The 25,875-nt window shown below is 73.7% G+C and carries 25 protein-coding genes; 15 read left to right on the top strand and 10 right to left on the bottom strand.

Translation table 11 applies throughout. From position 1 onward, the window contains the following. Nucleotides 1-32 precede the first annotated feature (32 nt). Nucleotides 33-1,022 carry a helix-turn-helix transcriptional regulator gene (locus ACH34R_RS20200; protein WP_397563001.1) on the bottom strand — a complete coding sequence of 330 codons (990 nt, stop codon included), beginning with the start codon at nt 1,020-1,022 and terminating at the stop codon, nt 33-35. Between the two features lie 106 nt (nt 1,023-1,128). Here ACH34R_RS20200 and ACH34R_RS20195 point away from each other — a divergent pair, with 106 nt between their 5' ends. Continuing rightward, entirely contained in the window at nt 1,129-1,869 is a 741-nt protein-coding gene (locus ACH34R_RS20195; RefSeq protein WP_397563000.1) for a DeoR/GlpR family DNA-binding transcription regulator, read from the top strand. Nucleotides 1,870-1,900: 31 nt separating this feature from the next. Here the strand turns inward: ACH34R_RS20195 and ACH34R_RS20190 are convergent, their stop codons facing one another. Continuing rightward, complete coding sequence (locus ACH34R_RS20190) at nt 1,901-2,665, bottom strand: hypothetical protein (RefSeq protein ID WP_397562999.1); 765 nt, start codon at nt 2,663-2,665, stop codon at nt 1,901-1,903. Nucleotides 2,666-2,805: 140 nt separating this feature from the next. Between ACH34R_RS20190 and ACH34R_RS20185 the strand changes: the two genes are divergently transcribed. The 8 genes from ACH34R_RS20185 (at nt 2,806) to ACH34R_RS20150 (ending at nt 9,749) form a co-directional block, all read left to right on the top strand. Further along, a complete protein-coding gene (locus tag ACH34R_RS20185; RefSeq protein ID WP_397562998.1) occupies nt 2,806-3,810 on the top strand; it encodes an AAA family ATPase in 1,005 nt (334 codons plus the stop codon). Then, complete coding sequence (locus ACH34R_RS20180) at nt 3,807-4,772, top strand: DUF58 domain-containing protein (RefSeq protein WP_397562997.1); 966 nt, start codon at nt 3,807-3,809, stop codon at nt 4,770-4,772. Before ACH34R_RS20185 ends, ACH34R_RS20180 begins: the two co-directional genes overlap by 4 nt. Next, nucleotides 4,769-5,716: a VWA domain-containing protein gene (locus tag ACH34R_RS20175; protein WP_111171942.1), complete on the top strand. Its 948-nt coding sequence runs from the start codon at nt 4,769-4,771 to the stop codon at nt 5,714-5,716. The genes ACH34R_RS20180 and ACH34R_RS20175 overlap by 4 nt, the downstream gene beginning before the upstream one ends. Nucleotides 5,717-5,757: 41 nt before the next feature. Continuing rightward, a complete protein-coding gene (locus ACH34R_RS20170) occupies nt 5,758-6,378 on the top strand; it encodes a class I SAM-dependent methyltransferase (protein ID WP_397562996.1) in 621 nt (206 codons plus the stop codon). Beyond that, nucleotides 6,375-6,947, top strand: a complete 573-nt coding sequence (locus tag ACH34R_RS20165) for a TrmH family RNA methyltransferase (protein WP_397562995.1) — start codon at nt 6,375-6,377, stop codon at nt 6,945-6,947. The genes ACH34R_RS20170 and ACH34R_RS20165 overlap by 4 nt, the downstream gene beginning before the upstream one ends. Nucleotides 6,948-7,006: 59 nt before the next feature. Continuing rightward, nucleotides 7,007-7,807, top strand: coding sequence for a glycerophosphodiester phosphodiesterase (locus tag ACH34R_RS20160; RefSeq protein ID WP_397562994.1), 801 nt, complete (start codon nt 7,007-7,009; stop codon nt 7,805-7,807). A gap of 78 nt (nt 7,808-7,885) precedes the next feature. After that, the gene (locus ACH34R_RS20155; protein WP_397562993.1) at nt 7,886-9,241 is read left to right on the top strand and encodes an MFS transporter; all 1,356 of its coding nucleotides are present in this window, start codon (nt 7,886-7,888) and stop codon (nt 9,239-9,241) included. 163 nt (nt 9,242-9,404) lie between these two features. After that, nucleotides 9,405-9,749, top strand: coding sequence for an RNA polymerase-binding protein RbpA (locus tag ACH34R_RS20150; RefSeq protein ID WP_111171841.1), 345 nt, complete (start codon nt 9,405-9,407; stop codon nt 9,747-9,749). Between the two features lie 109 nt (nt 9,750-9,858). Here the strand turns inward: ACH34R_RS20150 and ACH34R_RS20145 are convergent, their stop codons facing one another. From ACH34R_RS20145 to ACH34R_RS20110, 8 genes are all read right to left on the bottom strand, one after another. Then, the gene (locus ACH34R_RS20145) at nt 9,859-10,677 is read right to left on the bottom strand and encodes a MerR family transcriptional regulator (RefSeq protein ID WP_397562992.1); all 819 of its coding nucleotides are present in this window, start codon (nt 10,675-10,677) and stop codon (nt 9,859-9,861) included. Between the two features lie 58 nt (nt 10,678-10,735). Then, nucleotides 10,736-11,446 carry a TetR/AcrR family transcriptional regulator gene (locus ACH34R_RS20140; protein WP_397562991.1) on the bottom strand — a complete coding sequence of 237 codons (711 nt, stop codon included), beginning with the start codon at nt 11,444-11,446 and terminating at the stop codon, nt 10,736-10,738. Nucleotides 11,447-11,606: 160 nt separating this feature from the next. Beyond that, entirely contained in the window at nt 11,607-12,200 is a 594-nt protein-coding gene (locus tag ACH34R_RS20135; RefSeq protein WP_397562990.1) for an FxsA family protein, read from the bottom strand. A gap of 323 nt (nt 12,201-12,523) precedes the next feature. After that, nucleotides 12,524-13,549 (bottom strand): MerR family transcriptional regulator, encoded by a 1,026-nt coding sequence (locus ACH34R_RS20130; RefSeq protein ID WP_397562989.1) that lies wholly within the window; start codon nt 13,547-13,549, stop codon nt 12,524-12,526. A gap of 6 nt (nt 13,550-13,555) precedes the next feature. Further along, nucleotides 13,556-14,221 carry a HEAT repeat domain-containing protein gene (locus ACH34R_RS20125; protein ID WP_397562988.1) on the bottom strand — a complete coding sequence of 222 codons (666 nt, stop codon included), beginning with the start codon at nt 14,219-14,221 and terminating at the stop codon, nt 13,556-13,558. A gap of 79 nt (nt 14,222-14,300) precedes the next feature. Beyond that, nucleotides 14,301-15,044: a polyprenol monophosphomannose synthase gene (locus tag ACH34R_RS20120; protein WP_397563378.1), complete on the bottom strand. Its 744-nt coding sequence runs from the start codon at nt 15,042-15,044 to the stop codon at nt 14,301-14,303. After that, on the bottom strand, nt 15,044-16,561 hold the full coding sequence (gene lnt, locus ACH34R_RS20115) for an apolipoprotein N-acyltransferase (protein WP_397562987.1): 1,518 nt from the start codon (nt 16,559-16,561) through the stop codon (nt 15,044-15,046). Before lnt ends, ACH34R_RS20120 begins: the two co-directional genes overlap by 1 nt. Before the next feature lie 1,037 nt (nt 16,562-17,598). Beyond that, nucleotides 17,599-19,974: a HelD family protein gene (locus ACH34R_RS20110; protein ID WP_397562986.1), complete on the bottom strand. Its 2,376-nt coding sequence runs from the start codon at nt 19,972-19,974 to the stop codon at nt 17,599-17,601. Nucleotides 19,975-20,032: 58 nt separating this feature from the next. On the opposite strand from ACH34R_RS20110, the gene ACH34R_RS20105 reads away from it, so the two are divergent. The 6 genes from ACH34R_RS20105 (at nt 20,033) to ACH34R_RS20080 (ending at nt 25,704) form a co-directional block, all read left to right on the top strand. After that, on the top strand, nt 20,033-21,232 hold the full coding sequence (locus ACH34R_RS20105; protein ID WP_397562985.1) for an ROK family protein: 1,200 nt from the start codon (nt 20,033-20,035) through the stop codon (nt 21,230-21,232). Between the two features lie 158 nt (nt 21,233-21,390). Continuing rightward, nucleotides 21,391-22,665, top strand: a complete 1,275-nt coding sequence (locus ACH34R_RS20100; protein WP_397562984.1) for a 6-phospho-beta-glucosidase — start codon at nt 21,391-21,393, stop codon at nt 22,663-22,665. Next, nucleotides 22,662-23,621 carry an N-acetylglucosamine kinase gene (locus ACH34R_RS20095; protein WP_397562983.1) on the top strand — a complete coding sequence of 320 codons (960 nt, stop codon included), beginning with the start codon at nt 22,662-22,664 and terminating at the stop codon, nt 23,619-23,621. The genes ACH34R_RS20100 and ACH34R_RS20095 overlap by 4 nt, the downstream gene beginning before the upstream one ends. Before the next feature lie 42 nt (nt 23,622-23,663). Beyond that, complete coding sequence (locus ACH34R_RS20090) at nt 23,664-24,038, top strand: YciI family protein (RefSeq protein ID WP_397562982.1); 375 nt, start codon at nt 23,664-23,666, stop codon at nt 24,036-24,038. Between the two features lie 64 nt (nt 24,039-24,102). Next, nucleotides 24,103-25,002 (top strand): ADP-ribosylglycohydrolase family protein, encoded by a 900-nt coding sequence (locus ACH34R_RS20085; RefSeq protein WP_397562981.1) that lies wholly within the window; start codon nt 24,103-24,105, stop codon nt 25,000-25,002. Between the two features lie 219 nt (nt 25,003-25,221). Continuing rightward, nucleotides 25,222-25,704, top strand: a complete 483-nt coding sequence (locus tag ACH34R_RS20080; RefSeq protein ID WP_397562980.1) for a MarR family winged helix-turn-helix transcriptional regulator — start codon at nt 25,222-25,224, stop codon at nt 25,702-25,704. The last annotated feature ends 171 nt before the right edge of the window (nt 25,705-25,875 follow it).

Genomic DNA, 25,875 nt, shown 5'->3' with positions numbered 1-25,875 from the left:
CGTGGCGAGGGCCCCTGCGCGGCGCAACGGGTTTACCCGCCGGGCGGGGCGGCCAGGCCGTACACGGCGGCCATGCCGGCGACCTCGCGTTCCATCGCCGCCCGCAGTTCCGGCGGGTCCAGCACCTCGATCTGCGCGCCCATCCGCAACAGCACCCACCGCGCGTGGCGGATCGACTCCACCGGCACCACCACGGTGACCCACCCGGCGGCGTCCGGCGGGCCCGCCTCGGCCAGGGCCGCGTCCACCAGTTCGGCGGTCAGCGTGAGCCGCAGCATGTCGTGTGCGCCGGGCGCGAGCCGCAGCCGTGCCTCGGCGGTGTACATGCGTTGCCGGAAGTCGGCCGCCCACCGCCGCCAGTACTCCGTCAGGTCGAAGCCGGCGGGCCGCTGGAAGGTGCCCGGCAGGACCTGCGCCGACAGGATGCGCGAGATCCGGTACGTGCGCACCGCCTCCTCCACGCCCGCCACCAGGTACCACGTACCGCCTTTCAGGACCAGGCCGTAGGGGTGGACGAGGCGTTCCACCTCGCGCTGCCCCCATCGCCGGTAGCCGATCCGCAGGGGCCGCTCCTCCCACACCGCCTCCGACACCACGGCCAGGTGCGGCACCTCTTCTGTGCCCCGGTACCAGCCGGGGACCTCCAGGTGGAAGCGCTCGCGCATCCGGAAGGCGCGTGAACGCGGCTCGGGCGGCAGCGCCGCCAGCAGTTTGAGCCCGGCCGCCGACGCCTCCTCGGCCAGGCCCAGTTCGGCGGCCGGGCCGGGCAGCGCCGCCAGGAACAGTGAGGCCGCCTCCTGCGGGCTCAGCCCGTTCAGGCGGGTGCGGTAGCCGTCCAGCAGCCGGTATCCGCCGGCCGGGCCGCGGTCGGCGTACACCGGTACGCCCGCCGCCGACAGGGCCTCCACGTCCCGGTACACCGTGCGTACCGACACCTCCAGCTCGCGGGCGATCTGTGGCGCGGTCACCCGGCCCCTGGTCTGCAGGAGCATCAACAGCGAGAGCAGGCGACCGGCACGCATGAACGCAGTCTGCTGCACCGGGTGGCCGATCTTGGCGACGGGGCGGGCCGGCTTGCCAGGCCAACACTCGGTGTGTTCATATGAACACATGGAAGGTGCCGATCGGGTGCGTGAGATCGTCAACGCGCTGCGTGTCAACGACACCGTCTCGGTCGCCGAGCTCGCCCTGCGCCACCGGGTGTCGGAGATGACGATCCGCCGCGACCTGGACGAGCTGGCCCGCCAGGGCGTCGCCCGCCGGGTCCGCGGCGGCGCGATCAGCCTGCTGCTGCGCGGGGAGGAACCGCCGTTCCAGGTCCGCGAGCGGGAGGCGGTGGAGGCCAAGCGGCGCATCGGCGCCGAGGTCGCCGCCCTGATCGCCGACGGCGAGGCGGTCCTGCTGGACGGCGGCACCACCGCCCTGGAGGTGGCCAGGGCGCTGCGCGAGCGGCGCCTGACGGTGCTGCCGCTGGCCGTGCAGCCGCTGGCGGAGCTGGCCGGCGCGCCGCGGGTGCGGCTGGTGGTGCCCGGCGGCGAGGTCCGCCCCGGCGAGCTCGACTTCACCGGCCCGCTCACCGAGCGGGCCATCGCCGCGCTGCGCTTCGACACCGCCGTCATCGGCTGCTGCGGCCTTTCCCCCGAGCACGGGCTGACCGCCCACGACCTGCCCGGCGTCGCCGTCAAACAGGCCGCCATCGCCGCCGCCCGGCGGGTGATCGCCGCCGCCGACTCCGGCAAGTTCGGCCGCACCGCGTTCGGCACGGTGTGCCCGCTGGAGCGGCTGGACGTGGTGGTCACCGACGACGGCATCCCCGCGAGCCAGCGCGAGGCGCTGACCGCCGCCGGCGTCACCGTCCGCGTCGCCTAGCCGGGCCTGCCGAGGTCTCGAAGGGGCGGGCTCAGATCGCGTCCCCCGGGCCGTCCTGGCGTCCTTCCGGCGCCGGTGAGCCCGGCCGCGACTCGCTGGGCGAGGGGCTGGGGGTCGGCTCGCGCGGCATCGGTGTGGTGGGCACCGGCGGCGGGGTCGGCACGAACATCGTCGGCGGCAGCGGCCGCATCGGCCGCGCCTGATCATCGGCCCGGCCGAACACCAGCCACCCCACCACGAACAGCAGGGCCAGCATCAGCGCCAGCGCGGCGGCGGCCGTCAGCACCGCCCGCCGCGACTCGATCGGCGGCGGCTTGGGCCGCGGCGGCGCGGGCACCGCCGGAACCCGGTCGGAGATCCAGTGCGGCACGAAGTCCGGCCCGTGCCGCTCACCGATCAGCATGCCGCTGACCAGCACCGGCTCAAGGAACCGCTCGGCCCCCGGCCGCCCGGGAAGGTAGGGGGTGGCCACCCACGGCGCCTGTCCCACGTCCATCGCCACCACCGGCGGGAAGGCGTCCAGCACCGCCGTACGGCGCGCCGAGCGCCGCGCCACCCAGCCGCGTACCCCGCCCCGCTCCGGCGCGGCCTCCCTGATCGCGGTGACGAACCGGTCTCGCGCCGCCGCGTCGAAGGCCGCCCCCCGGGTCAGCAGCGCCACCGAAACCGCCCGCCCGTCAGGGGCCTGGGCGAGGTAGACCAGCCCGGCCGGGCCCACCCGCAGGCGGGCCTGGATCACGAACGGCCCTAGGCTGGGCGGATCGCCGTACTGCAGCGGACTGGCCACACCAGTCATGAAAGCACACCGCCTCGCGGCACGTTCAACACGCCGTTTGGTGGAATAACAATCGTCATGCAGCTTCCGCGCCCGCGAGCGAAAGGAGAGGCGCGCGCCGGCCGGCCCGCCACCGGCCCGGCCCGCGTGCCGCACAGCAGATGACCGTCGCCGAAGAAGTACCCAGCGGCACCGACGCCGAGGTGCTGCGCCAGGCCCTGGCCGAGGTCAGGCGCGTCATCGTCGGCCAGGAGCACATGGTCGAGCGGCTGCTGGTGGCGCTGCTCGCCCGCGGGCACTGCCTGCTGGAAGGGGTGCCGGGGGTGGCCAAGACCCTGGCCGCCGCGACCTTGTCCACCGTGGTGGGCGGCAGCTTCGCCCGCATCCAGTTCACTCCCGACCTGGTGCCCAGCGACATCGTCGGCACCCGCGTCTACCACCCGTCCAGCGAGAGCTTCGATGTCGAACTCGGCCCGGTGTTCGTCAACTTCCTGCTCGCCGACGAGATCAACCGCGCCCCGGCCAAGGTCCAGTCCGCGCTGCTGGAGGTGATGGCCGAGCGGCAGGTCACCCTGGCCGGGCGCACCCACCCGCTGCCCCGCCCGTTCATCGTGCTGGCCACCCAGAACCCGATCGAGTCCGAGGGGGTGTACCCGCTGCCGGAGGTGCAGCGCGACCGGTTCCTGTTCCGGGTGCGGGTCGAGCACCCCGATGCCCGCGAGGAGCTGGAGATCCTGCACCGGATGAGCGTCAAACCGCCCGAGCCGCGGCCCGTGCTGGACCCGGCGCGGCTGGCCGCGCTGCAGGACCTCGCCGAGCAGGTGTCGGTCCACCAGCTCGTCGCCGACTACGTGGTGCGGCTGGTGATGGCCACCCGCGTCCCGGGCGACTACGGCATCCCGGAGATGGCCGACACCATCGAGATCGGTGTCAGTCCCCGCGCCACCTTGGGGCTGGTCGCCGCCGGGCGGGCGCTGGCGCTGCTACGCGGGCGTGACTACCTGCTGCCCGATGACGTCCGCGATGTCGCGGTGGACGTCATGGGTCATCGGCTGATGCTCACCTTCGACGCGCTGGCCGACGGCGTGGCCCCCGACGATGTGGTGCGCCAGATACTCGCCGCCGTGCCCCCGCCACTGGTGGTGTGGAACCAGGGCCGGCGATGAGAGCCGCCGAACAGGCGCTGCGCCGCCTGGAGCTGACCATCGTGCGGCGGCTGGACGGCATGCTGCACGGCTCCCACCAGGGGCTGCTGCCGGGGCCGGGCAGCGAGACCGGCGACAGCCGCGTCTATGTGCCCGGCGAGGACGACGTCCGGCGCATGGACTGGGCCGTCACCGCCCGCACCACCGTCCCGCACGTACGCGACCTGATCGCCGACCGGGAACTGGAGACCTGGGCGCTGGCCGACCTGTCGCCCAGCATGGACTTCGGCACCGCCGCCATGGAAAAACGCGACCTGGTCATCGCCGCCATCGGCGCCGTCGGGTTCTTGGCCGGGCGCATCGGCGACCGGTTCGGCGCCTACGTGCTGCACGAGCGGCACGTGCACCGCATCCCCGCCCGCGCCGGCCGGCCCGCCCTGTACGGCCTGCTGCACTCCTTGATGGACGCCCCCCGCGCCCGGCCGGTGCCCGACCCCGTCACCCTGGCCGAAGGCGTGCAGGTGCTGTCGGCCGCCCGCCGCCGCCGCGGCATGCGGGTGATCGTGTCCGACTTCCTGGACCAGCGGCCGGAGCTGGACCCGGCCGCCGAACGCCCCTGGGAGCGGCCGATCCGCCGGCTGGCCGCCCGCCACCAGGTGCTGGCCGTGGAGGTGATCGACCCGCGGGAGCTGGAACTCCCGCCGGTCGGCGTGCTCACCCTCACCGATCCGGAGACCGGCCGCACCGCCGAGGTCCACCTGACCCGCAAGGTCCGCGAATCCTACGCGCGGGCCGCCGCCGCCCAGCGGGCGGCCACCGCGGCGGCGCTGCGCCGCTGCGGGGTGGCCCACCTGGTGCTGCGCACCGACCGTGACTGGGTCGTCGACGTCGCGCAGTTCGTGCTGCGCCAGCGGCGCATGACCCACCTGGCGCACCGCCACCCCGCCGCCGGGGGCCGGGCGGGGAAGGCGGGGGGCGCATGACGTTCCTGTCACCGGGCTGGCTGTGGCTGCTGGCCGCGCTCGTGCCGCTGGCCGGCGGCTATGTGGCGGCGCAGTTCGCCCGCCGCCGCCACGCCGTGCGGTTTTCCAACCTGCCGCTGTTGTCGCTGGTCTCCCCGGCGGCGCCCGGCCGGCGCCGCCACCTGGCGCCCGCGTTGTTCCTGCTCATGATGACCCTGCTGGTGCTGGCCGTGGCCCGTCCCGCCGACGCGGTGCGCGTGCCCCGCGACCGGGCCACCATCATCATCGCCATGGACATCTCCCTGTCCATGGAGGCCGACGACGTCACCCCCGACCGGATCAGCGCCGCCAAGGACGCCGCCCAGCGGTTCGTGCGCGACCTGCCCGAACGGTTCAACGTCGGCCTGGTGTCCTTTGCCCGCTCGGCCGCGGTGGTGGTCTCCCCCACCACCGACCACCTGGGCGTCATCACCGCCATCGGCAACCTGTCCACCCGGGCCGGGACCGCCATCGGCGAGGCGGTGTTCAACTCCCTGGACTCCATCCGTTCCTTCGACCAGCGGGCCGCCACCGACCCGCCGCCGGCGGCGCTGGTGCTGTTGTCCGACGGCGACAACACCTCCGGCCGCGCGGTCAGCGAGGCCATCGAGGCGGCCGTGCAGGCCCGGGTGCCGGTGTCGACCATCGCCTACGGCACCCAGGAGGGCACCGTGGTGATCGACGGGCGGGCGGTCAACGTGCCGGTCAACAAGGCCACCTTGCAGACCCTGTCGGACGGCACCGGCGGGCGGGCCTACGCCGCAGAGTCCGGCACCGAGCTGCGCGAGGTGTACGAGCAGATCGGCACCTCCCTCGGCTACAAGACCGTCCACCAGGAGATCGGCCAGTGGTTCGTGCTGGCCGCGCTGCTGGCCGGGGCGCTGGTCGCGGCGCTGTCGCTGCTGTTCGGCTCCCGCCTGCCCTGAAAGCGGCGGGCGGGGGTGGTGCCCCGGCATTGGTAACGTCGATGCCCGTGGCGCACTACTTCTCCGAGCGGCCCGAAGGCGGGGCCCGGCCCGGCACGACGGGATCGGTCACGCTCGTCCTGCCCGACCTGCATCTGCGGCTGGCGACGGGCGGCGGGATGTTCTCCCCCGGCAGGATCGACCCCGGCACCCGGGTGCTGCTGGAGACCGTGCCGCCGCCGCCCGCCACGGGCGACCTGCTGGACCTGGGCTGCGGGTACGGCCCGATCGCGCTGACCATGGCGACGCGTGCGCCGCAGGCGACGGTGTGGGCGGTGGATGTGAACCGGTCGGCGCTGGAGCTGTGCGCGGCGAATGCCACGGCCCACGGCCTTTACAAAGTAAGGTCGATGCATGCCGACGAGGTTCCGCCCGATGTACGGTTCGCTGCGATCTGGTCCAATCCGGCCATCCGCATCGGCAAACCCGCGCTGCACGCGATGCTGACCCGCTGGCTGGACCGCCTCGCCCCCGGCGGCGCGGCGCACCTGGTGGTGCAAAAGCACCTCGGCTCGGACTCCCTGCAGCGCTGGCTGGCCGGCCAGGGGCACCCGGTCACCCGCGTGGCGTCCCGATCGTCGTACCGGATACTGAAAGTGGAGGCCAAGGTGGAGTCCAGGTGAACGGCGGAGTCCAGGTGAACACCCGCAGGCAGTTGCGCCCGACCGACGTCAAGCGCCTCAACCGCGCCTGGCGCCGCTCCACCGAGGGCCGCCTGGCGCTCATCCTGGAATCGGTCACCAGCCCGTTCAACATCGGCACCATCTTCCGCACCGCCGCCGCGTTCGGCGCCGAGCGGATCTGGCTGGCCGGCAACGCCACCCCACCGACCACCCAAAAGGCGCAGAAGACCGCCCTGGGCACCGACCGGCTGGTGCCGTGGGAGGAGCCCGTGCCCACCCTCTCGGCCGTCCAGGCGGCCAGGGAGGCGGGTTTCACCGTGGTGGCCGTCGAGCTGAGCGGCGATGCCGTACCGCTGCACGAGGCCCCGCTCGGCGGCGCGGTGTGCCTGGCCCTGGGCGGGGAGGACCACGGCTGCTCCCCCGCGCTGCTGGAGGCCGCCGCCGCGGTGTGCTACATCCCGCAGGTCGGCCGCGTCGGGTCCTTCAACGTCGGGATCGCCGCCGCCATCGCCATGGCCGAGGCCCGCCGCCGCGAATGGGCCCGCCCCGAGGCGGCCGGCGGCCCATGAGCCCAACGTTCACCTCCCCGGACTGACGCCGGGCCCCCGCACCGGGCATACTCCTGCACGTGCAGCGACGCTTCCCCTTCCTCGACCATCCCGCCCCGCTGGCCTTCGCCCACCGCGGCGGGGCCGGCGAGGGCCGGGAGAACACCGTCGCCGCCTTCGCCCGCGCCGTGGACCTCGGCTACACCTACCTGGAGACCGACGCCCACGCCACCTCCGACGGGGTGCTGGTCGCCTTCCACGACCACACCCTGGACCGGGTCACCGACCGCACCGGCCGGATCGCCGAACTCCCCTACCGGATGGTGCGCCAGGCGCGCGTCGGCGGCGTCGATGAGATCCCGCTCCTTGAGGACCTGCTGGGCAGTTGGCCGCGGGCCCGGTTCAACATCGACGTCAAGGAGGCCGGGGCGATCGGCCCGCTGGCCGAGGCGATCAGGCGCACCGCGGCCCACGACCGCGTCTGCCTGACCTCCTTCTCCGACGAACGGCTCAGCCGCGCCCGCGCCGCCGTCGGCCGCGAGGTGTGCTCGGCGCTGGGCCCCCGCGGGGTGGCCGCGCTGCGCGCCGCCGCCGCCACCTCCGGGTACGGCAGGCTGCTGACCCGCCTGGCCCGCGCCCAGGTGCCGTGCGTGCAGGTGCCGGTCGGGTTTCGCGGGCTGCGCGTCACCACCCGGGCCCTGGTGCGCACCGCGCACGCCCTGGGCATGCAGGTCCACGTGTGGACGATCAACGAGCCGGCGCGCATGGAGCAACTGCTCGACCTCGGCGTGGACGGCATCATGTCCGACAACATCACCGGCCTGCGGCAGGTGCTGCGGGCGCGCGGCATGTGGCACCCGCTCACCCCAGCGCCCTCCTGAAAGAGCCCGACCCCGAGCCATGACCCGAGCCATGACCCCGGCCCGCCCCCTCCCCCTCCCCGACGTCCAGGAGCATCCATGACGGCCCCCGCCGCCCAGCAGGAGACCCCCGCCGCCCGCAAACGCGAGCAACGCGGCTGGTACTGGTACGACTGGGCGAACTCGGCGTTCCCGACCACCGTGCTGACCGTGTTCCTCGGCCCGTACCTGACCGAGCTGGCGAGCACCGCCGCCGCCGGCCGCCCCTACGTCGATGTCCTCGGCTTCGACGTGCGCCCCAGCGCCTACTACAGCTTCGTCGTCGGCGTGGCCGCCGTCATCCAGATCATCGTGATGCCCGTCGCCGGGGCGCTGGCCGACCACACCGGCCGCAAACGGGAGCTGATGGCGCTCTTCGCCTACCTGGGCGCTGGCGCCACCGGCTGCTTCTGGTTCGTCGGCGGCGGCGGCTACCTGCTCGGCGGGGCGCTGTTCGTGCTCGGCAACGTCGGGTTCGCCGCCGCGTTCGTCATCTACAACTCCTTCCTGCCGGAGATCGCCGGCCCCGCCGAACGCGACCGGGTCTCGGCGATGGGCTGGGGGTTCGGCTACCTGGGCGGCGGGCTGCTGCTCGCCGTGCACCTCGGGCTGTTCCTCAAGGCCGAGTCCCTGGGGCTTTCCGGCGGCACCGCCGCCCGCATCGCGCTGGCCTCGGCCGGGGTGTGGTGGGGCGGGTTCACGATCATCCCGCTGCTGCGGCTGCGCAACCGCCGCGCGCTGACCCCCGGCAGTGAGACCTCCGCCCAGGCCGTCGGGCGCAGCTTCCGCCAGCTCGGCCGCACCATCCGCGAACTGCGCCGCTATCCGCTGACGCTGGCGTTCCTGGTCGCCTATCTGATCTACAACGACGGCGTGCAGACGGTCATCTCGTTTTCGGCCACCTACGCCGACCAGGAGCTGAAACTGCCCGAGGAGGTCAGGATCGGCGCCATTTTGATGGTGCAGTTCGTGGCGTTCGGCGGGGCGCTGCTGCTGGGCCGCCTGGCCAGGGTCTACGGGGCCAAGAAGGTGGTGATGGTGGCGCTGGTCGGCTGGGCCGCCGTGGTGACCGTGGCCTACTTCCTGCCGCAGGGCTCGGCGCTGCCGTTCTTCGGGCTCGGGTTCGCCATCGCGATCGTGATGGGCGGCACGCAGGCCCTGTCACGGTCGCTGTACTCCCACGTCATCCCGGCCGGCAAGGAGGCGGAGTACTACAGCCTGTACGAGATCAGCGACAAGGGCTCGACGTTCCTGGGGTCCTTCACCTTGGGGCTGGCCCTGCAGTTCACCGGCAGCTACCGGCTGGGGATCTTGTTCTTGATGGTCTTCTTCGTGCTCGGATTGGTGCTGCTGGCCCTGGTCGATCTGCCCAAGGCGATCCGCGCGGCGGGAAACGAGGTGCCCCGGCGGATCTAGCCTGTGGGCCCGCTGGAGGGGGACGTTGCCCAAGACGGGGAGCTTCGGCGACAAAAAGCGCGATTGGATCACCCCGCGGATGGGAATCCATCCACGGTATCAAGCGTTGTACGCCAGTGGGAGACAGACCCCTCAAGATGGGGCCCTCAGGAGGCATTGAAACATGGGCGAGCGTGCGCTTCGCGGTACCCGACTCGGCGCGACGAGCTACGAGAACGACCGCAACACCGACCTGGCTCCGCGCCAGGAGGTGTCCTACACCTGCCCGAAGGGCCATCACTTCGACGTACCGCTCGCCGCCGAGGCCGAGATTCCCGCGACGTGGGAGTGCCGAAGCTGCGGCGCGGTCGCGGTCCGTGTTGACGGCGAGCTGCCCCAGACCAAGAAGCTGAAGCCGCCGCGGACCCACTGGGACATGCTGCTGGAGCGGCGCACCATCGAAGACCTCGAAGAGGTGCTGAACGAGCGGCTGGCCATCTTGCGCGCACAGCGCCGCAAGAGCGCCTGACGTCCCCGACCCGAAGGCCCCCATACCAGAGCGGCGACGCCCCCGGCCCCACCTTCCGCCACCCGCGGCGGAACGCGGCGCCGGGGGCGTCGCCGTTTCGCGTGCGGCGCTAGCCCTGGGTGATCGGCATCTGGAGTTCGGTCTGCCAGCGCTCCTCAGGCTCCGGATGTGAGACCAGGTACACCTCGCGGGCCGTGCCGTCGGTGCGGTGGCCGTTGTCCTCGATCCAGGTGGCCAGGGCCTGGTAGCCCTCGCCGATGGCGGCCATCGGGCCGTGATGGACGTAGCAGGCCGCGGCGGTGATCCCGTCGAGGGTCTTGACCTCCAGCGGGCCGGCGGTGGCGTCGGCGGCGATCGGGCAGGCCGCGGTGACGGTCAGCCGATCCCCGTCCGCGGGCGCGTACGTGGCCATGGCCGGCCCGGCCGGGGTGACCTGGGCCTGTCCCAGCGCCCCGAACAACTCACCGAACAGGCCGCCGATGACCGGGGCGACGTCCTCGTGATTGCCGCTCTCGGCGACCCCGGCCGAGCAGGCGATCCGGACCGGCGGAACCGTCTTGACGGTGACGCTCTTCGTGCTCATGGCACCTTCCTTTTCGATCATCCGGAGTCTCGCCTCGATCCGGGCCAGGCGCGCGGTGTCGGCCGCGATCTGCTGGGCGACCTGGGCCTGCCGCAGGCGTAGCATGCCGCGCAACTCGGCGGTGCCGACATCGTCGTCGACGATCTTGGCCACCTCGGCGAGGGTGAAACCGAGATCCTTCAACGCGACCAGGCGGTTGAGCCGCTTCAGTTGCCCGGCCTCGTAGTAGCGGTAGCCGCTGGCCGGATCGACGCGCGCCGGACGCAGCAGCCCGATCGCGTCGTAGTGCCGCAGCATCCGGATCGAGACCCGGCCCATGGTGGCGAAATCTCCGATGGTGAACATGACGCCTTCACGCTCCCGTCTCACACGGTGTGAGAGTCAACTCCTGCGGGCGCCGGGCTCACCGGGCGTCCGGCGGGGTGGGCAGGGCGGCGGCGATCCCGTCGAGGAGGTAGCCCAGGCCGCGCTCGAAGGAGGCGTCCCAGTCGGTGGCGGCCGGATGGCCCTGCCCGGCCAGCACCGGGTAGCGCTCGGCGCGCTCGCGCAGGTGCCCGGCGATGGCCGCATCGGCGGCCCCGGCCCCCTCATCGGTGCTCTGACCGCTGCTCTGCCAGGCCGCCTCCATCATCGCCGAGCCGATCACGAAGTGGGACAGGCCGTAGGCGGCGGCGGTCAGGGCCGGGCCGGTGAGCCCCGCCCCGGCCAGCGTGGCGTGCAGGTACTCGGTGCGTTCCAGCACGTTGGGGCCCATCAGCGGGCGGCCGAGCAGCGCGGAGGTCCACGGGTGGCGCAGCATCGCGGCCCGCCACTCCCCCATCAGCGCCCGGGCCCGGGCCCGCCATCCTCCGGCGTCGGCGGACGGCAGCCGGGCCTCGCCGAACACCGCGTCCAGCGCGAGGTCCAGCACGTCGTCTTTGGTGGTGACGTGCCAGTACAGGGTGGTGGAGCCGGTGCCCAGCCGCTCGGCCAGGCGGCGCATCGTCAGACCGGCGACCCCCTCCGCGTCCAGGAGGGCCACCGCCTCGGCGACGATCCGCTCACGGGTCATCGGCGCCTCACGCACCGGCCGCTCCGGCCGAAGCCACACCCCACCCGCCTCACGCTTGACCATGCCCGCCAGCTTAGTTCGCGGCAGCGGCGCCGAAACGCCGCTCCGGTACCTCGAACTGCGAGTCGACCGCCTCGGGCTTAGTTCGCGGCAGCAGTCCCAAAACACCGCTCAGCTACCCCGCGCCGCTCTGGTACCGCCGGTGCGGCCGGGTTTGGGGTGGTCAGGCGCCGGGGTCGCGGCGGCGTGGTACGGGGGCGTCGGCGGACCCGGCGGACCCGGTGGGCGGGGTGTCGGCGGGGTCGTCGTGGATGACCTGGCCGCGGATGACCGTACCGGTGGCGGGCCCGTCGGCCTGTGGTCCCGGGCCGAACGGGGCGCCGAAGGGGCCGCCACCGAACGGTGAGGCCCCGCCGGGCAGCGGCCCGCCGAGCGGCGAGGACTCCGCCAGCCTGCGCATCCTGCGGGCGAACAGCAACGCCGCGACCCGGCGCACCAGCGGCCGGGTGGGCGGCAGTACGCAGGCCAGGCCCACCACGTCGGAGATGAACCCCGGAAGGAGCAGCAGCGTGCCGCCCGCCACCACGATCGCCGCGTCGGCCAGCTCACGCTCGGGCATCTGCCCGCCGCCCAGCGACTCCTGCAGGGACCGCCACACCCGGCGGCCCTCCCTGCGCACCAGCCAGGTGCCCGCGACGGCACCGGCCAGCAGCAGACCGGCCGTGGGCCAGCCGCCGATGACCTGCCCGGCCTGGATCAGCACCAAGACCTCCAGGACCGGGACGGCCAAGAAGGCCAGGAGCATCAACAGGCGCATGTCGAACCTCAATCACACGGGCAAGCCGGACGGCGTGGTGGGTACATGATGTCCAACGCCCCGGAACGCCCCGGCGTTCCGCCCGCCCTCAAGCCCCTTCGCCCAGGCCCTTGCGGTCGCATTCGCACAAAGCAGGCGGCGGTGAACGCGACGACGCGGCCCGCGTCTTGAGACGGCTCCACAAACCCCCACGACACCCCGGCGTTCACCCGGCTTCAGAGCCCTTCGCCCGCGCCTGTCCGGTCCCCCTCCGCACGCGCATCCGCCCGCGTCTTGAGACGGCTCCGCAAGGCCCCGGGACGCCCCGGCGTTCCGCCCCGGCTTCAGAGTCCTTCGCCCTCCACGCCGCGCATTCGCAGAATGTAGGCGGCGGTGAGCGCGACGGCACGATCCGCGTCTTGAGACAGCTCCGCAAGGCCCCGGGAGGCCGCCGGCCCTGGGATTTCCGCGAGAGCCTGCGTGAGCCGTGCGCGTGCGGCCGGTTCGGTGGCGTCGCCGGCGAGGCGGGCGAGGAGCCGGGCGGCGATCTGATCCGCCGGGGCGGGGCGAGCGGCCAGCGCGCTCAGCGCGTCGGCCGCGTCGACGTCGTTCACCCCCTCGACGATCATGTCGATGAGCGTGTCCAGGAGCGCCGGGACCACGTCGGCCGCGCCACGTGCCCCCAGCGCCAGCGCCGCATACCTGCGGACCACGACGTCGGGGTTGGCCAGGGCGTCGCGCAACAGCGCGCCCGCCGTACCGCCGGGAAGTTCGGCGATGGCCTGGACGGCGCGTTTGCGCACCTCGGCCGCCGGTGCGCGCAGGCCCTCGGCCAGCAGCGCCGATCCCTCCTCGCCCGATTGCGCCAATGCCCATCGAAGGGCCCCGGCGACGTGCGGGTCGCTCTCGCTCAGCGCCGCCTCGACCAGTGCCTCCACCGGCACCGCGACCTCGGCGGCCGACAGGGCCGCGCGCTGCCGCCTGCCGGCGTTCCTGGCCCCCAGGCCCTGCAGGAGCGCGACGATCGACAGGACGTCCTGCCAGCCCGCGGGTTCGGCGGCGCCGATCCGGCGCAGCCGGGTGAGCAGTTCCCTCTCGGCCGCGATGCGGTCTTGTGCCTGGCGGATGAGGTCGTCGACGAGCTGGCCGGGGGTGAAGCCGGGGTCGTCCAGGGCGCGTCCGACCTCCCGCAGCGACAAGCCCAGCGACCGCAGGCTCTCGATGTGGAAGATCCGCCGGATGTCCTCGCCGGAGTAGTCCCGGTAGCCGGACTCGGTACGGCCCGTCGGCCGTACCAGGCCGAGGGAGTCGTAGTGCCGGAGCATGCGGGCGCTGACCCCGGACCGCCGTGCCACATCACCGATCAACACTGCCCATCACTCCTCCTTGCCGCCGCCGAGGGCGACGACGCGTCTGGCCTCCTCGATCGCGAACTCGAATCCGGCGTCCGGGTCCTCAAGCAGCCGTTCCGTGGCGATCGCGTGCCGGCGTACGCGAGGGTCGGGATCGGCCGTCGCGGCGCGCAGGAGCGGCATGACCACCGTACCGAGGGCGACCAGCGCCCGGCTGAGGCTCAGCCGCGTCTCGCGCGCGCCGCGCCCGAGCTGGGTCGCCAGTACTGCGGCCAGTTCGGGTTCCTCGCCTTCGGGCACGAGGGCGCCCGCCGTGCGCCAGGCGGTGCGCGCGACCTCCTCGTCGGCGTCGGTGAGCAGCGCCCGGGTGATCGCCGGCCACGCCCGCCGGTCGCCGATCTTGGACAGGGTGTGCAGCGCCTGGCTGCGGGCCTGTGCGCGCTCGGAGCGGAGTTCGGCGATGAGCCTGGGGACCGTCAGTGCGGCCGGGTGGCGGGTGAGCGCCCAGGTCAGCATGTCGCGTACGTAGAACTCCGGCTCGATCGCGCAACGTTCGACGAGTTCGCCGATGAGCCGCGGGTCGGGGGTCGTGCCGGCCGCCAGCGCCGCGCGCAGCCGTATCGACGGGCCGCCGTCCTGTGAGGTCTGGAAGGCTCGGAGCGTATCGGTGTCGTGTTCCGGCAGGGTCATCGGGACCACCTCCTTGACGACAGTGAAGTGCTTGTCACGGTGTCAAGGTCAAGCCGATCGCGGCACGAGAACGGCGAGGTCAGCGAGGGCGGCGCAGGCGGCCGGGGAGGCCGGTGACGCCCCACACGGTGACCCGCCACAGCGCCTCGGCGATGACCGCCCGGCTCATCTTGCTGGACCCGGCGGTGCGTTCGACGAAGGTGATCGGGACCTCGCTCACCCGCAGCCCGTGCCGCAGGGTGCGCAGGGTCAGGTCGACCTGGAAGCAGTAGCCCTGTGACTCCACGTCGTCCAGGCCGATCTTGCGGAGGGTGGCCGCCCGGTAGGCGCGAAACCCGGCGGTGGCGTCGCGGACCGGCACGCCGAGGCTCATCCGGGTGTACAGGTTGGCCCCGCGCGACAGGAACTCCCGTGACCAGGGCCAGTTGACGACCTTGCCGCCGGGCACCCAGCGCGAGCCGATCACCAGGTCCGCTCCGTCGGCCAGGACGTGCAGCAGTTTGGGCAGCTCCTCGGGGCGGTGGGAGCCGTCGGCGTCCATTTCCACCAGTACGTCGAAGCCCTCGGCCAGGCCCCAGCGGAACCCTGCGATGTAGGCGGCGCCCAGGCCCTCCTTGGCGGGCCGGTGCAGGACGTGGATGTTGGGGTCGGCCGCGGCCAGTTCGTCGGCGACCTGCCCGGTGCCGTCGGGGCTGGCGTCGTCGGCGACCAGCAGGTGGGCCTCCGGCACGGCCTCGCGCAGCCGTGCGGTGATCATCGGCAGGTTGTCCCGTTCGTTGTAGGTGGGGACGACGACGAGAACCCTGCCCGGGGACTGCTCCATCATCGGCCCTCGTCTCCCATCGGCTCGCTGCTGAGCGGGGCGCGCCTGGCGCGCAGGAGGGCCACGCCGACGGCGCAGGCCCCCAGGAGTATCAATGCCCACTCAGGACCCGGCCCCACCATGGTGGCGAGGGTGGATTGCGATCGAATCGGGACGGTCACCACGGTCATGTCGGCGACGAGTTCGCCGGTCTGCCAGGCCACCACGCCGTCTGGCGTGACATATGCCGAAATGCCGGTCGTGGCGGCGGTCACCACGGCCCGGTTGTGCTCGACCGCGCGCAGCTTGGACATGGCCAGTTGCTGCGGCGGAAGGTTGCTGCGCGCGTAGGTCGCGTTGTTGGTCTGCACGGCCAGCGGGGTGCCGCCCGCCCTGACGGTGTCGCGTACCACCCGGTCGAAGGCCACCTCGTAGCAGTTGACCGCGCCGATCGTCACCGGCCCCATCCGCAGGTCGCCGTCGCGGGTGCCGGCCACCGACTGGCGGCCCACCAGCCTGGCCCGCTCGAACAGGGCCAGCACGATCTCCTTGAACGGGGTGAACTCCCCGAACGGGACGAGCTGCTGCTTGTCGTAGTAGGCGCCGGGCCCGGTCACCGGGTCCCACACCAGGCTGCGGGTGGCACGCTCGCGGTCGCCGATCGCCACCACCGCGCCCACCAGGACGGGCACGCCGATGTCCTTGACCGCCGCGTCGATGGAGGCGCGGGCGTAGGCGTCGCGGTAGGGGTCGATGTCGGTGGAGTTCTCCGGCAGCACGACCAGGTCGGGGCGGGGCAGCCGGCCCTCGCGCACGGCGCGGGCCATCGCGTGGATCTGCTCGTTGTGGTTGCGCAGCACCACGGCGGGTTCGTCGCCCATCGGGTACATGCCGCGTCCGGGCACGTTGCCCTGGACGATGCCGATGTTGACCGTCCGGCCCTCGTCGGCGGGGTGCGGGATCGCGTACGCGCCCGCGGCGGGCAGCACCAGCGCGCCGGCCAGGGGCGGCGCGAGAGCCCGGACGAGCCCCCCGCGAGGTGAGCGGGCCTTCAGTACGGCGGCGGCCAGCAGCCCGCCGCACAGCGCCACCACGAAGGTCACCAGCGGCGCGCCACCGAGGGAGGCGTACCGGGTGAAGGCCGACTCCCCCTGGCTGAAGGCCACCCGCGACCAGGGGAATCCGCCGAAGGGGAACACCCCGCGCGCCCATTCCACCGCGACCCACAGCGCCGCCGCCCACAGCGGCCACCAGGCCAGCCGGCCGACCACGGCGACGCCCGCGGCGAGCGCGGCGTAGAACAGGCTCTCCACGGCGACCAGGCCGAGCCAGGCGTCGACGCCGATGGTGATCACCCAGGCCATCGACGGCAGCAGGAACGCCGCCCCGCCCAGGTAGCCCAGCCACAGCGCCCGGCGGGCCCGGCACCCGCGCGCCGACAGCGCCAGCAGCGCCACGCCCAGCGGCGCGAGATACCACGCGTCGATCGGAGGAAAGGCCAGGAACAGCGACACGCCCCCGCCGAGCGCGGCGGCCACCCGGCCGGCGAGCCCCCACCGCGAAGCCGGCCCCGGCCCCCCAGCGCGCGGCCCGGCCCCGGCGACACGGCCACCACCGGCGGCATCAGACCCGGCCCGCGAACTGGACGCCGCTACGGGATCCGCAACGTGATCATGCCCGGAACCGGCCGGGGCGGACTGCAGTACGGGCTCGCGCGCGGCGGCGCGATCATCGCCGGAATCATCGGACCCGGCCCGAACGGTGGAGGTTTCCGCGGAGTCCACGGCCTGAACACCCCCGGGGCCGTGGGCACGGCCGCCGCCGGGATCATCGGACCCGGCCCCGAGGGCGGACGCCTCTGCGGGGCCGGCCGGGGCGGTCTGTGGTGCAGAGGTGTGGTCATCGCCGGGGCCGGTCACCCCGGTATGCGGGGTGGGTGCCCGGGTGGGGCCGGGCGGAGGGGTGGCCGGTGTGGCCGGCCCCTTCGCGTCCGGCGCGGCGGCCGGGACGCCCTTGTTGTCTCGCACCACCGAGGAAGGTCTCCCTGCGAAGGGCCCGAGGCGAAGACCCGAGCATGCCAGTCCCTGCACGCTACCGCACCGGCGGCACCGGGCGACGCCCTTGACCTGGGCGAGCCGGGCAAAGGCAGGCACGCACACAGGGTGATCCCCGCCGGCAGGCGGGTGCCGCAAGGATCACCCGGCGCGTACGTGACCAGGCACGGAACGGGAAGAGGGCCCGGAAACCCTTCGGACCGGATCCGTCCCGTCGGCGGCGAGCGCGGAATTCCGTTGTCTACTGGGCGTCCGGGCCCGTCCCGGGTCCAACCCCCCGCCCGGATGGGGTGCCCCGACCCGACGGATCACCGGCCCTGCGCCTGGCTGTACGGACGAAGTCACCCTCCGTCACGGGCGCAGGATCCGGCGATGTCGAAGACGGCCAACCGGCCAGTCCCGTGCTGGACTGCGCAGCAAACTACCGACCTCAGCTCAGATGTCAACCGTGCCCCGATCAGCGGGAAAGCCAAGTTTTAGCAGCCTGGACATGTCAAGCCGACCGGGCAACGGGGGCCATGTCATCGCAAGGCGGGGCGGTCGGGCAAGGCCGACAGGACCGGCGGAAGGTCGCCGGTGTGCACCACGCCGAGCCTCCGGGTGGCGCGCGTCAGCGCGACGTACAGGTCGCTGGCGCCGCGCGGTGACTCGGCCAGGATCGCCGCCGGTTCGGCGACGATCACGGCGTCGAACTCCAGGCCCTTGGCGTCGGCCACGGTCAGTACCGCGGCGGGCGCGTCCAGGGCGTCCGGGCCGGGGCCGGCGACGGCGCCGGCCACCGCGGCGGTGACGGCCGCGCCGACCTCGGCGGCCAGCGCGGCGGGCGCGAGCACCGCCAGCCGCCCGCCGGCGACGGCCTCCTGCGCGGCGAGCGCGCCGAGTTCGGCCAGGTCGCCGAGCCGCTGCCGCCACGGCGGCGCGCCGCTCTCGCGTACCGAGCGCGGCGCGCGAAGGCCGGGGCCGATGAGCGTCAAGACCCCCTCGGCGACCGACATCAGCTCGGCGGGCGTGCGGTAGTTGACGCTCAGCGTCTCCACCCGGTGGCGACCTTGGGTGTAGGGGGCAAGCACCTCGTCCCAGGAGGCGGGGCCGGCGCTGGTACCGGTCTGGGCGATGTCGCCGACCACGGTCATCGCCTTGGCCGGGCAGCGGCGCATCACCGCCCGCCAGGCCATCGGCGACAGTTCCTGCGCCTCATCGACGATCACGTACCCGAACGCCCAGGTGCGGTCGGCGGCGGCCCGCTCGGCGGTGGTCAGGTCGTCGGTCTCCTCGCGGTGGCGGGCCGCGAGGCGTTCGGCGTCAAGAACGTCGGCCATGCCGGTCAGCTCCAGCACCTCCCTGGCGTAGGCCAGTTCGCGGTCCTGTTCCTCGCGGCGGGCCGCCTGCGCGGCGGCGCGTTCCTCCTCGGCCATCCAGGCGCTGGCCCGCAGCACGTGCTCGTCGATGTCGCCGAGCAGTTCGGCGGCCTCGTCCAGCAGCGGGACGTCCGATTCGGTCCACTCCCAGCCGCCGCCCGCGCGGGGCGCGGCGCGGGTCAGCAGGGCGCGTTCGGCGCGGGAGAGCAGGCCGCCGGCCGCGGCCTCCAGCCGTTCGGGGGAGGTGTAGAGGCCGATCAGGAGCTGCTGGGGGGTGAGGTAGGGCCACATGCGGTTCAGGGCGGAGCGCACGGCGGGCTCGGTGCGCAGTTCCTCGCGCAGGTCGGCCAGTTCCTCATCGTCGATCACGCCCTTGCCGAGCCGCTTGGCCCACTGCCGGGCCAGCGCGTTGAGCAGGTGCCTGACGAAGACCCCGCGGGCCTGGTTGTGCGGGCGGCGCGAGCGGGACGCGCGGGCGGCCCCCGCCTCCAGGGTGCGCGCCTCCAGGGTGAGGGTGTGCGACCCGAGGGTGATGGAAAGCGGCTTTCTGGGCACCCGCTGCCGGTCGGCGACAGCGCGGGCGATCACCTTGGCCAGTTTGGCGTCGCCTTTGACGGCGGCGACCGCGTCGGGCTCCTTGGCGGTGGCGCGTACGCCGGGGTACAGCTCGCCGACGGTGGACAGCAGCACGTCGGTCTCGCCGAGTGAGGGCAGCACCTGCTCGATGTAGCGCAGGAACGTCGGGTTGGGGCCGAGGATCAGCACGCCGCGCCTGGCCAGGCGTTCCCTGTGGGTGTAGAGCAGGTAGGCGGCCCGGTGCAGGGCGACCACGGTCTTGCCGGTGCCCGGCCCGCCCTGTACGACCAGCACGCCGTCCAGGGCCGAGCGGATCACGCGGTCCTGTTCGGCCTGGATGGTGGCGACGATGTCGCGCATCCTGCCGGTGCGGGCGGCGGTGATCGAGGCCAGCAGCGCCGCCTCGCCGTTGAGGGTGGCCACGTCGTCGTCGGTGAGGTTGTCCACGTCGAGCAGGTCGTCGTCGATGCCGACGACGCGCCGGCCGCGGGTCTGCAGGTGCCTGCGGCGGGTGATGCCCATCGGCGCGGCGGGGGTGGCCCGGTAGAACGGCTGGGCGACGGGGGCCCGCCAGTCGATCAGCAGCCGCCGTTCGCCGTCGCCGAGGCCGATCCTGCCGATGTAGAGCGAGCCCGTGACCTCGCCCTGCTCCTCGCCTGGCGCTTGGCCGGGGAGTTCTTCCAGTGCCGGGCTCGCGCCTTCGGCGTGGTCGATCCGGCCGAAGCACAGCGCGTGCTCCACGGCCCACAGGCGGGCCAGCCGCTCGGCGTACATCGTGGCGAAGGTGTCGCGCTCGGAGCGGTTCTGCATCGTGCCGCCGCCGCCTTGGGCGAGCACGCCGTCGAGTTGCCGCCGGGTGTGCTCCCGCAGTGCGTCGAGGCGGTCGTACAGCCTGGTGACGTAGGCTTGCTCCTTGGCAAGCTCGCGTTCACGCGCATCGAGATGGCGGGTCGGTTGTGACATCCCCAATACTTTCTCACGGTGGGCAGGCGCCGGCGTCCGGCGTGCGGCAGGTGACCGGGTGACCGCGCCCGCTCCCGGCACGCCCAGCCTGCTGCGGGCGATCAACGACCGGGCGGCGCTGAAGGCGCTGCTGGAACGCGGCCCGCTGACCCGCCCGGAGATCGGCGCGATCACCGGGCTGTCCAAGCCGACCGCCTCCCAGATGCTGGCCAGGCTGAGCGCGGCCGGGCTGGTGGTGCTGGACGGGGTCCGGGAGGGCATGCCGGGCCGTACGGCGGAGCTGTACCGCCTCAACCCGGCGGCGGGCTATGTGGCGGCGCTGGACGTCACCCATACGCGGATCGAGTCGGCGATCACCGACATCACCGGCACCGTCGTCGGTGAGCACCGGCTGAGCACCCCGCGCGAGCGGGGCGACGTGGTGGCCAAGGTCCGTGAGGCGCTGCGCGGCGCGCGTGCGGCGGCGCCCGGCGCGCCCGCCCCGCGCCGGGTGGTGATCGGCATCCAGGGCGCGCTGGATCCGGGCAGCGGGCGGCTGGGGTATGCGACGCACATCCCCGGGTGGCATGTTCCCGATCTGCTGGCCACGCTCGGTGAGGGGCTGGGGCTGCCGGTGGACGTGGAGAACGACGTCAATCTGGTGGCGCTGGCCGAGCGGCGGCACGGAGTGGCGCGCGGCTATCACGACTTCGTGTTGTTGTGGGGTGATTCGGGGCTCGGTTCGGCGCTGGTGCTCGGCGGGCGGCTGCACCGGGGCGCGACCGGCGGCGCGGGCGAGGTCGGGTACATGCCGGCGCTCGGCGCGCCGACTATGCGCGAGGCCGGGCGGCACGCCATCCACGGGTTCCAGGCGCTCAGCGGCGGCCCGGCGGTGCGGTCGGTGCTGCGCGCGCACGGCGTGCGCGGGGCGACGCCGGCGCTGGCGGTGGCGGGCGCGGTCCGGGCGGCCGGGGAGGGCGACGAGCGGGCCGCGCGCGGCCTGGGCGAGGTGGCCTCCCGGCTGGCGGTGGGGCTGGCCTCGGTGGTGGCCGTGGTCGATCCGGAGATCGTGGTGCTGACCGGCGGCATGCTGCTGGCCGGCGGTGAGCGGCTGCGCGCGCTGATCGAGCGTGAGCTGCACGCCCTCACCCTGCCCCGGCCGCCGTTGCTGCTGTCCACGCTGGAGGGCAACCCGGTGCTGGCCGGGGCCGTGGAACTGGGCCTGGACAAGGTCCGCGAGGAGGTCTTCGGCGCGGTCGCGGGCGGTTCGCCGTCCTGAGGCGGCCACCCGCCGGGGCCCGCGCGTAGTCACAGGTTGGTTGCGAGGACCGCCGTCGTCTTGACGGCGGTCCTTTCGCTGTCTAGTTTCCTCGGATTAGGAAAGTTTCTTAACTGAATGGGGTGTGGAGGCGACGTGACCCTGGCGGGAGCGACCCGGTGAAGCTGGCCGTCATCGGGGGCGGCTCGACGTACACCCCGGAGCTGATCGACGGGTTCGCCCGGCTGCGTGAGACGCTGCCGATCGGCGAGATCGCCCTCATCGATCCCGATCCCCACCGGCTCGCGCTGGTGGCGGGCATGTCCGCCCGGATGCTGGCCCGCGCGGGGCACCCGGCGCGGATCACCACCGACACCGATCCGGCGCGGGGCGCGGCGGGCGCGCAGGCCGTGCTGGTCCAGTTGCGCGTCGGCGGGCAGGCCGCCAGGCACGTCGATGAGACGCTGCCGCTGGCCTGCGGCTGCGTGGGGCAGGAGACCACCGGCGCGGGCGGGCTGGCCAAGGCGCTGCGGACCGTCCCGGTGGTCTTGGACATCGCCGAACGCGTCGCCAAGGCCGCCCCTGACGCCTGGATCATCGATTTCACCAACCCCGTCGGGATCGTCACCCGGGCGCTGCTGGACGCCGGGCATCGCGCGATCGGCCTGTGCAACGTGGCGATCGGCTTCCAGCGGCGCTTCGCCGCGCTGCTCGGCGCCGACCCCGGCCGCATCTCCCTGGGCCATGTCGGGCTCAACCATCTGACCTGGGAACGGTCGGTGCTGCTGGACGGCCGCGAGGAACTTCCCGGCCTGCTGGAGCGGCACGGCGAGGAGATCGCCGCCACGGTGGGACTGCCCGCCGCGTTGCTGCGCCGCCTGGGCCTGGTGCCGTCCTACTACCTGCGCTACTTCTACGAGCACGATGCGGTGGTCGCCGAACAGCGCGAGGCGCCTCCCCGGGCCGCCGCGGTGGCCGAGATCGAATCCCGCCTCCTTGAGATCTACGCCGACCCGGCCGCCGACACCAAGCCCGAGCTGCTGGCCGGGCGTGGCGGCGCCTTCTACTCCGAGGCGGCCGTGGATCTCATCGCCGCGCTGCTCGGCCAGGCTCCCGCGCGGCTGGTGGTCAACCTCCGCAACGCCGGCACGCTGCCGTTCCTGCCCGATGAGACGGTCATCGAGGTACCGGCGGAGGTCGGGCCGCAGGGCGCCGTCCCGGTGCCGGTGCAGCCGGTCCCGCCGCTGCTTTCCGGTCTGATCGCGCACGTGGCCGCCTATGAGGATCTGGCGCGCGAGGCGGCGCTGCGCGGCGGCGCGGACCGGGTGACCGACGCGCTGCTGGCCCATCCGCTGATCGGGCAGGCATCGCTGGCCGCCGACCTGGCCGCACGCCTCATCGAGGCCGGCCGCGATCATCTGCCGTGGGCCGGTGACGGGGGGAGCCTGCCGTGAGGACCGTGCTGGCCATCGACGGCGGCAACAGCAAGACCGACGTGGCGCTGGTCGGCGAGGACGGCTCGGTACTCGCGCGGGGCCGGGGCGGGGGGTTCCAGCCGCAGAGCACCGGCGTGGCGGCTGCGGTGGAACAGGTACGGCGCACGCTGGCGGCGATGCTGCCCGGCCCGCCGCCCTACGCCGACCATGTGGCCGCCTACCTGGCCGGAGCCGACCTTCCGGTGGAGGAGGAGGCGCTGCGCGCGGAGATGCTGGACCGCGGCCTGGCGCCGCAGGTCGTGGTGGGCAACGACACCTTCGCGCTGCTGCGCGCCGGGGCCTCGGGGCCGTGGGGCGTCGCGGTGGCCTGCGGGGCGGGGGTCAACGCCGTGGGCGTGTCCCCCACCGGCGAGGTGGCCAGGTTCCCCGCGCTCGGCAAGTTCACCGGCGACTGGGGCGGCGGGATCGGGCTGGGCGAGGAGACCCTGTGGCACGCCGTACGGGCCGAGGACGGCCGGGGCCCGGCGACCGTGCTGGCCGAGGTGGTCCGCACCTGGTTCGGCATGGCCAGCGTCACCGACGTGGCGCTCGCGCTGCACTTCGGGGACCTGCCGCCGGACCGGCTCACCGAACTGGCCCGCCCGCTGCTGCTGGCCGCCCGCGACGGCGACGCGATCGCGCTGTCGCTGGTGGAACGGCAGGCGCAGGAGGTCGTGGTGCTCGCCGAGGTGGCCATGCGGCGGCTGGACCTGCTGGGCACGCCCACCGAGGTGGTGCTCGGCGGCGGCGTGCTGACCGCCCGCGACCCGCTGCTTTCCGGCCTGATCGAGACCGGGCTGGCGCGGTGCGCGCCGCATGCCAAGACCGTGGTGGTGGACGTGCCGCCGATCGCCGGGGCCGCGTTGCTCGGCCTGGACCGGATCGGCGCGGCCCAGGCCGCCAAGGACCGGGTGCGTTCCGCGCTGGATAGCTGAGCCGGGCCCGGCACGCCCGGATATGCGGTAAAAGAGTGGGCTATGCGATACATGATCACCCTTCGCGTCACCGCCCAGCCGGACACCCCGCCGCCGGCCGAGCTGATGCGGGCCAAGGCCACCCTGGGCGAGGAGGCCGCCAAATCCGGCGCGCTGCTCGACAACGGCGGGCTGGCCCCCAGTGCGCAGGGCGCCAGGATCGAGCTCACCGGCGGCCACATGAGCGTCGCCGACGGCCCGTTCCCCGACGTTGACGAACTGGCCGGCTACGCCGTCTACCAGGTCGCCGGCAAGGACGAGGCGGTCGAGTGGGGGTCACGTTTCCTGGCGCTGCACCGCGACCTGTGGCCCGGCTGGGAGGGGCGGGTCGACGTACTGCGGATCTTCGGGCCGGAGGACTTCGGCGCGCCGCGCTGACGGCCGCGGACGCGCGGCGCGGCCCCCGGGCGGGGCGGGGTGATCGATGCCACAATGGACGCCGATGGCAACCGACCCCATGACCCGCGCGCGGGCCTCCCTGTACGGCCTGGCCCTCGGCGACGCGCTCGGCTCGCAGTTCTTCGTCCTTGACAACCGCGGGGCACTGCTCACCCAGAGCCTGCCCCCGGCGCCCTGGCAGTGGACCGACGACACCGAGATGGCCTGCTCCATCTACCGGACCCTGGCCGACCTCGGCGGCATCGACCAGGACACGCTCGCCGCCCGCTTCGCCGCCCACCAGGACTTCGGCCGTGGCTACGGCCCGGCCACCGGCCGGATGCTGCGCCTGGTCCGAAACGGCGGCGACTGGCGCGAGCTGGCCGCCGGGCTGTTCGACGGCCGCGGCTCGTGGGGCAACGGCGCGGCCATGCGGGTCGCCCCGCTCGGCGCGTGGTTCGCCGGCGACCCGCTGATCGCCGCGGCGCAGGCCCGGGCCTCCGCCGAGGTCACCCACACCCATCCCGAGGCCGTGGACGGCGCGGTCGCGGTGGCCGTGGCGGGCGCGATAGCCGCCGGAGACGGCCCGCTCAGCCCGGGGCCCTTCATCGACCGGGTCTTGGAGCACGTGCCGCCGGGCGCACTCCACGACGGCATCACGCAGGCGCGCACCCTGCTCACCATCGGCGACCCGCTGATCGCCGCCCGGGCCCTGGGCAACGGCAACACGGTCGCCGCCCGCGACACCGTGCCGTTCACGCTGTGGGCCGCCGCGCGCCACCTCGACGACTACGCGCGGGCCTTCTGGGCGACCGCGACGGCCGGCGGCGACGTCGACACCACGTGCGCGATCGTCGGCGGCATCCTCGGGGCGCGCAGCGCGCCGCCCGCCGAGTGGCTGGAGCGCTGCGAGCCGTTGCCCGCCTGGGCCCTGACAGGCGAGGACGCGATCCCGCCGCGCTGAAACCCCCGCCGCGTCCGCCGCCGGAACGTCAACGCAGGGTAAGGGCGGCGCGGACGCCCCTGGGCGGGCGCCTTGAGCGCCGTATCCTGGCGTGCCCCGGCCCGCAATCCCGGCCCGGCCGGCCCGAGAGTTTCACGAGGAAGTCATGAAGGCATTCATCGAATGTTCAAAGCCGGACCATCGTTCTTCACGAAACGGGCCTGCTCGCCGGGAAGGCGGGTGACCGCGGTGCCGTCCGGCGGGCACGACGCCGAGCACGACGCCGGACACGACTCGGCCTGGATGGTGGAAGAGGCGTCCCTGGTCCTGGTGGAGGTGACGCTGGACGCCGTGGCGCAGATGGGGGATCTGTCGCTGACCGCGCTTCGGCTGCTGCTGGCGACCGACCGGCACGGACCGCTGAGCCTCAGCCGGCTGGCGGCCCAGCTCGGCATGTCGCCCTCGGCGACCGGGCGCATGGTGGACCGGCTGGCCGGTTCCGGCCTGCTGAACCGCTACCCCGCCACGCACAGCAGGCGCGAGATCCGGATCGAGGTGACCGCCGGGGGACTGCGCGTGCTGGAACGGCTGCGCTCGGCGCGGCGGCGGCGCATCGGCCTGGCACTGCGCGACCTGACTCCGGAGGGACGCCGCAACCTCACCCGCGTCCTGCGGGAGTTCACCGAGGCGGTGTCCCGGCAGGACGACGAGCGGTTCGCCTGATTCACACCGCTCATCCCGAACACCAGAATGACTCCGATTATGGCCCGCATTATCAGTGAATGACGGGCCATCCGAATTTCGCGCCGGAAAATCGGCCTTTCGCCGTACCGACGGCGGCGCGAACGGCCACCCGGGCCGCCACCTGCGCGCTTTTCGGCAAATCCGGGAGCC

The sequence above is a fragment of the Spongiactinospora sp. 9N601 genome, assembly GCF_044326295.1.
Lineage (GTDB): Bacteria > Actinomycetota > Actinomycetes > Streptosporangiales > Streptosporangiaceae > Spongiactinospora > Spongiactinospora gelatinilytica.
The sequence above is the reverse complement of the archived record's forward strand: the minus strand, read 5'-3'. Positions and strand labels throughout refer to the sequence as shown.

What these genes read in the sequence shown, in the direction of transcription:
- ACH34R_RS20140 (WP_397562991.1), bottom strand. Translation starts at nt 11,446, where the DNA reads ATGGTCAAGCGTGAGGCGGGTGGGGTGTGGCTTCGGCCGGAGCGGCCG.
- ACH34R_RS20090 (WP_397562982.1), top strand. Translation starts at nt 23,664, where the DNA reads ATGCGATACATGATCACCCTTCGCGTCACCGCCCAGCCGGACACCCCG.
- ACH34R_RS20125 (WP_397562988.1), bottom strand. Translation starts at nt 14,221, where the DNA reads ATGACCCTGCCGGAACACGACACCGATACGCTCCGAGCCTTCCAGACC.
- ACH34R_RS20120 (WP_397563378.1), bottom strand. Translation starts at nt 15,044, where the DNA reads ATGGAGCAGTCCCCGGGCAGGGTTCTCGTCGTCGTCCCCACCTACAAC.
- ACH34R_RS20155 (WP_397562993.1), top strand. Translation starts at nt 7,886, where the DNA reads ATGACGGCCCCCGCCGCCCAGCAGGAGACCCCCGCCGCCCGCAAACGC.
- ACH34R_RS20170 (WP_397562996.1), top strand. Translation starts at nt 5,758, where the DNA reads ATGCCCGTGGCGCACTACTTCTCCGAGCGGCCCGAAGGCGGGGCCCGG.
- ACH34R_RS20145 (WP_397562992.1), bottom strand. Translation starts at nt 10,677, where the DNA reads ATGTTCACCATCGGAGATTTCGCCACCATGGGCCGGGTCTCGATCCGG.
- ACH34R_RS20110 (WP_397562986.1), bottom strand. Translation starts at nt 19,974, where the DNA reads ATGTCACAACCGACCCGCCATCTCGATGCGCGTGAACGCGAGCTTGCC.
- ACH34R_RS20085 (WP_397562981.1), top strand. Translation starts at nt 24,103, where the DNA reads ATGGCAACCGACCCCATGACCCGCGCGCGGGCCTCCCTGTACGGCCTG.
- ACH34R_RS20175 (WP_111171942.1), top strand. Translation starts at nt 4,769, where the DNA reads ATGACGTTCCTGTCACCGGGCTGGCTGTGGCTGCTGGCCGCGCTCGTG.
- ACH34R_RS20150 (WP_111171841.1), top strand. Translation starts at nt 9,405, where the DNA reads ATGGGCGAGCGTGCGCTTCGCGGTACCCGACTCGGCGCGACGAGCTAC.
- ACH34R_RS20200 (WP_397563001.1), bottom strand. Translation starts at nt 1,022, where the DNA reads ATGCGTGCCGGTCGCCTGCTCTCGCTGTTGATGCTCCTGCAGACCAGG.
- ACH34R_RS20190 (WP_397562999.1), bottom strand. Translation starts at nt 2,665, where the DNA reads ATGACTGGTGTGGCCAGTCCGCTGCAGTACGGCGATCCGCCCAGCCTA.
- ACH34R_RS20180 (WP_397562997.1), top strand. Translation starts at nt 3,807, where the DNA reads ATGAGAGCCGCCGAACAGGCGCTGCGCCGCCTGGAGCTGACCATCGTG.
- ACH34R_RS20135 (WP_397562990.1), bottom strand. Translation starts at nt 12,200, where the DNA reads ATGCGCCTGTTGATGCTCCTGGCCTTCTTGGCCGTCCCGGTCCTGGAG.
- ACH34R_RS20185 (WP_397562998.1), top strand. Translation starts at nt 2,806, where the DNA reads ATGACCGTCGCCGAAGAAGTACCCAGCGGCACCGACGCCGAGGTGCTG.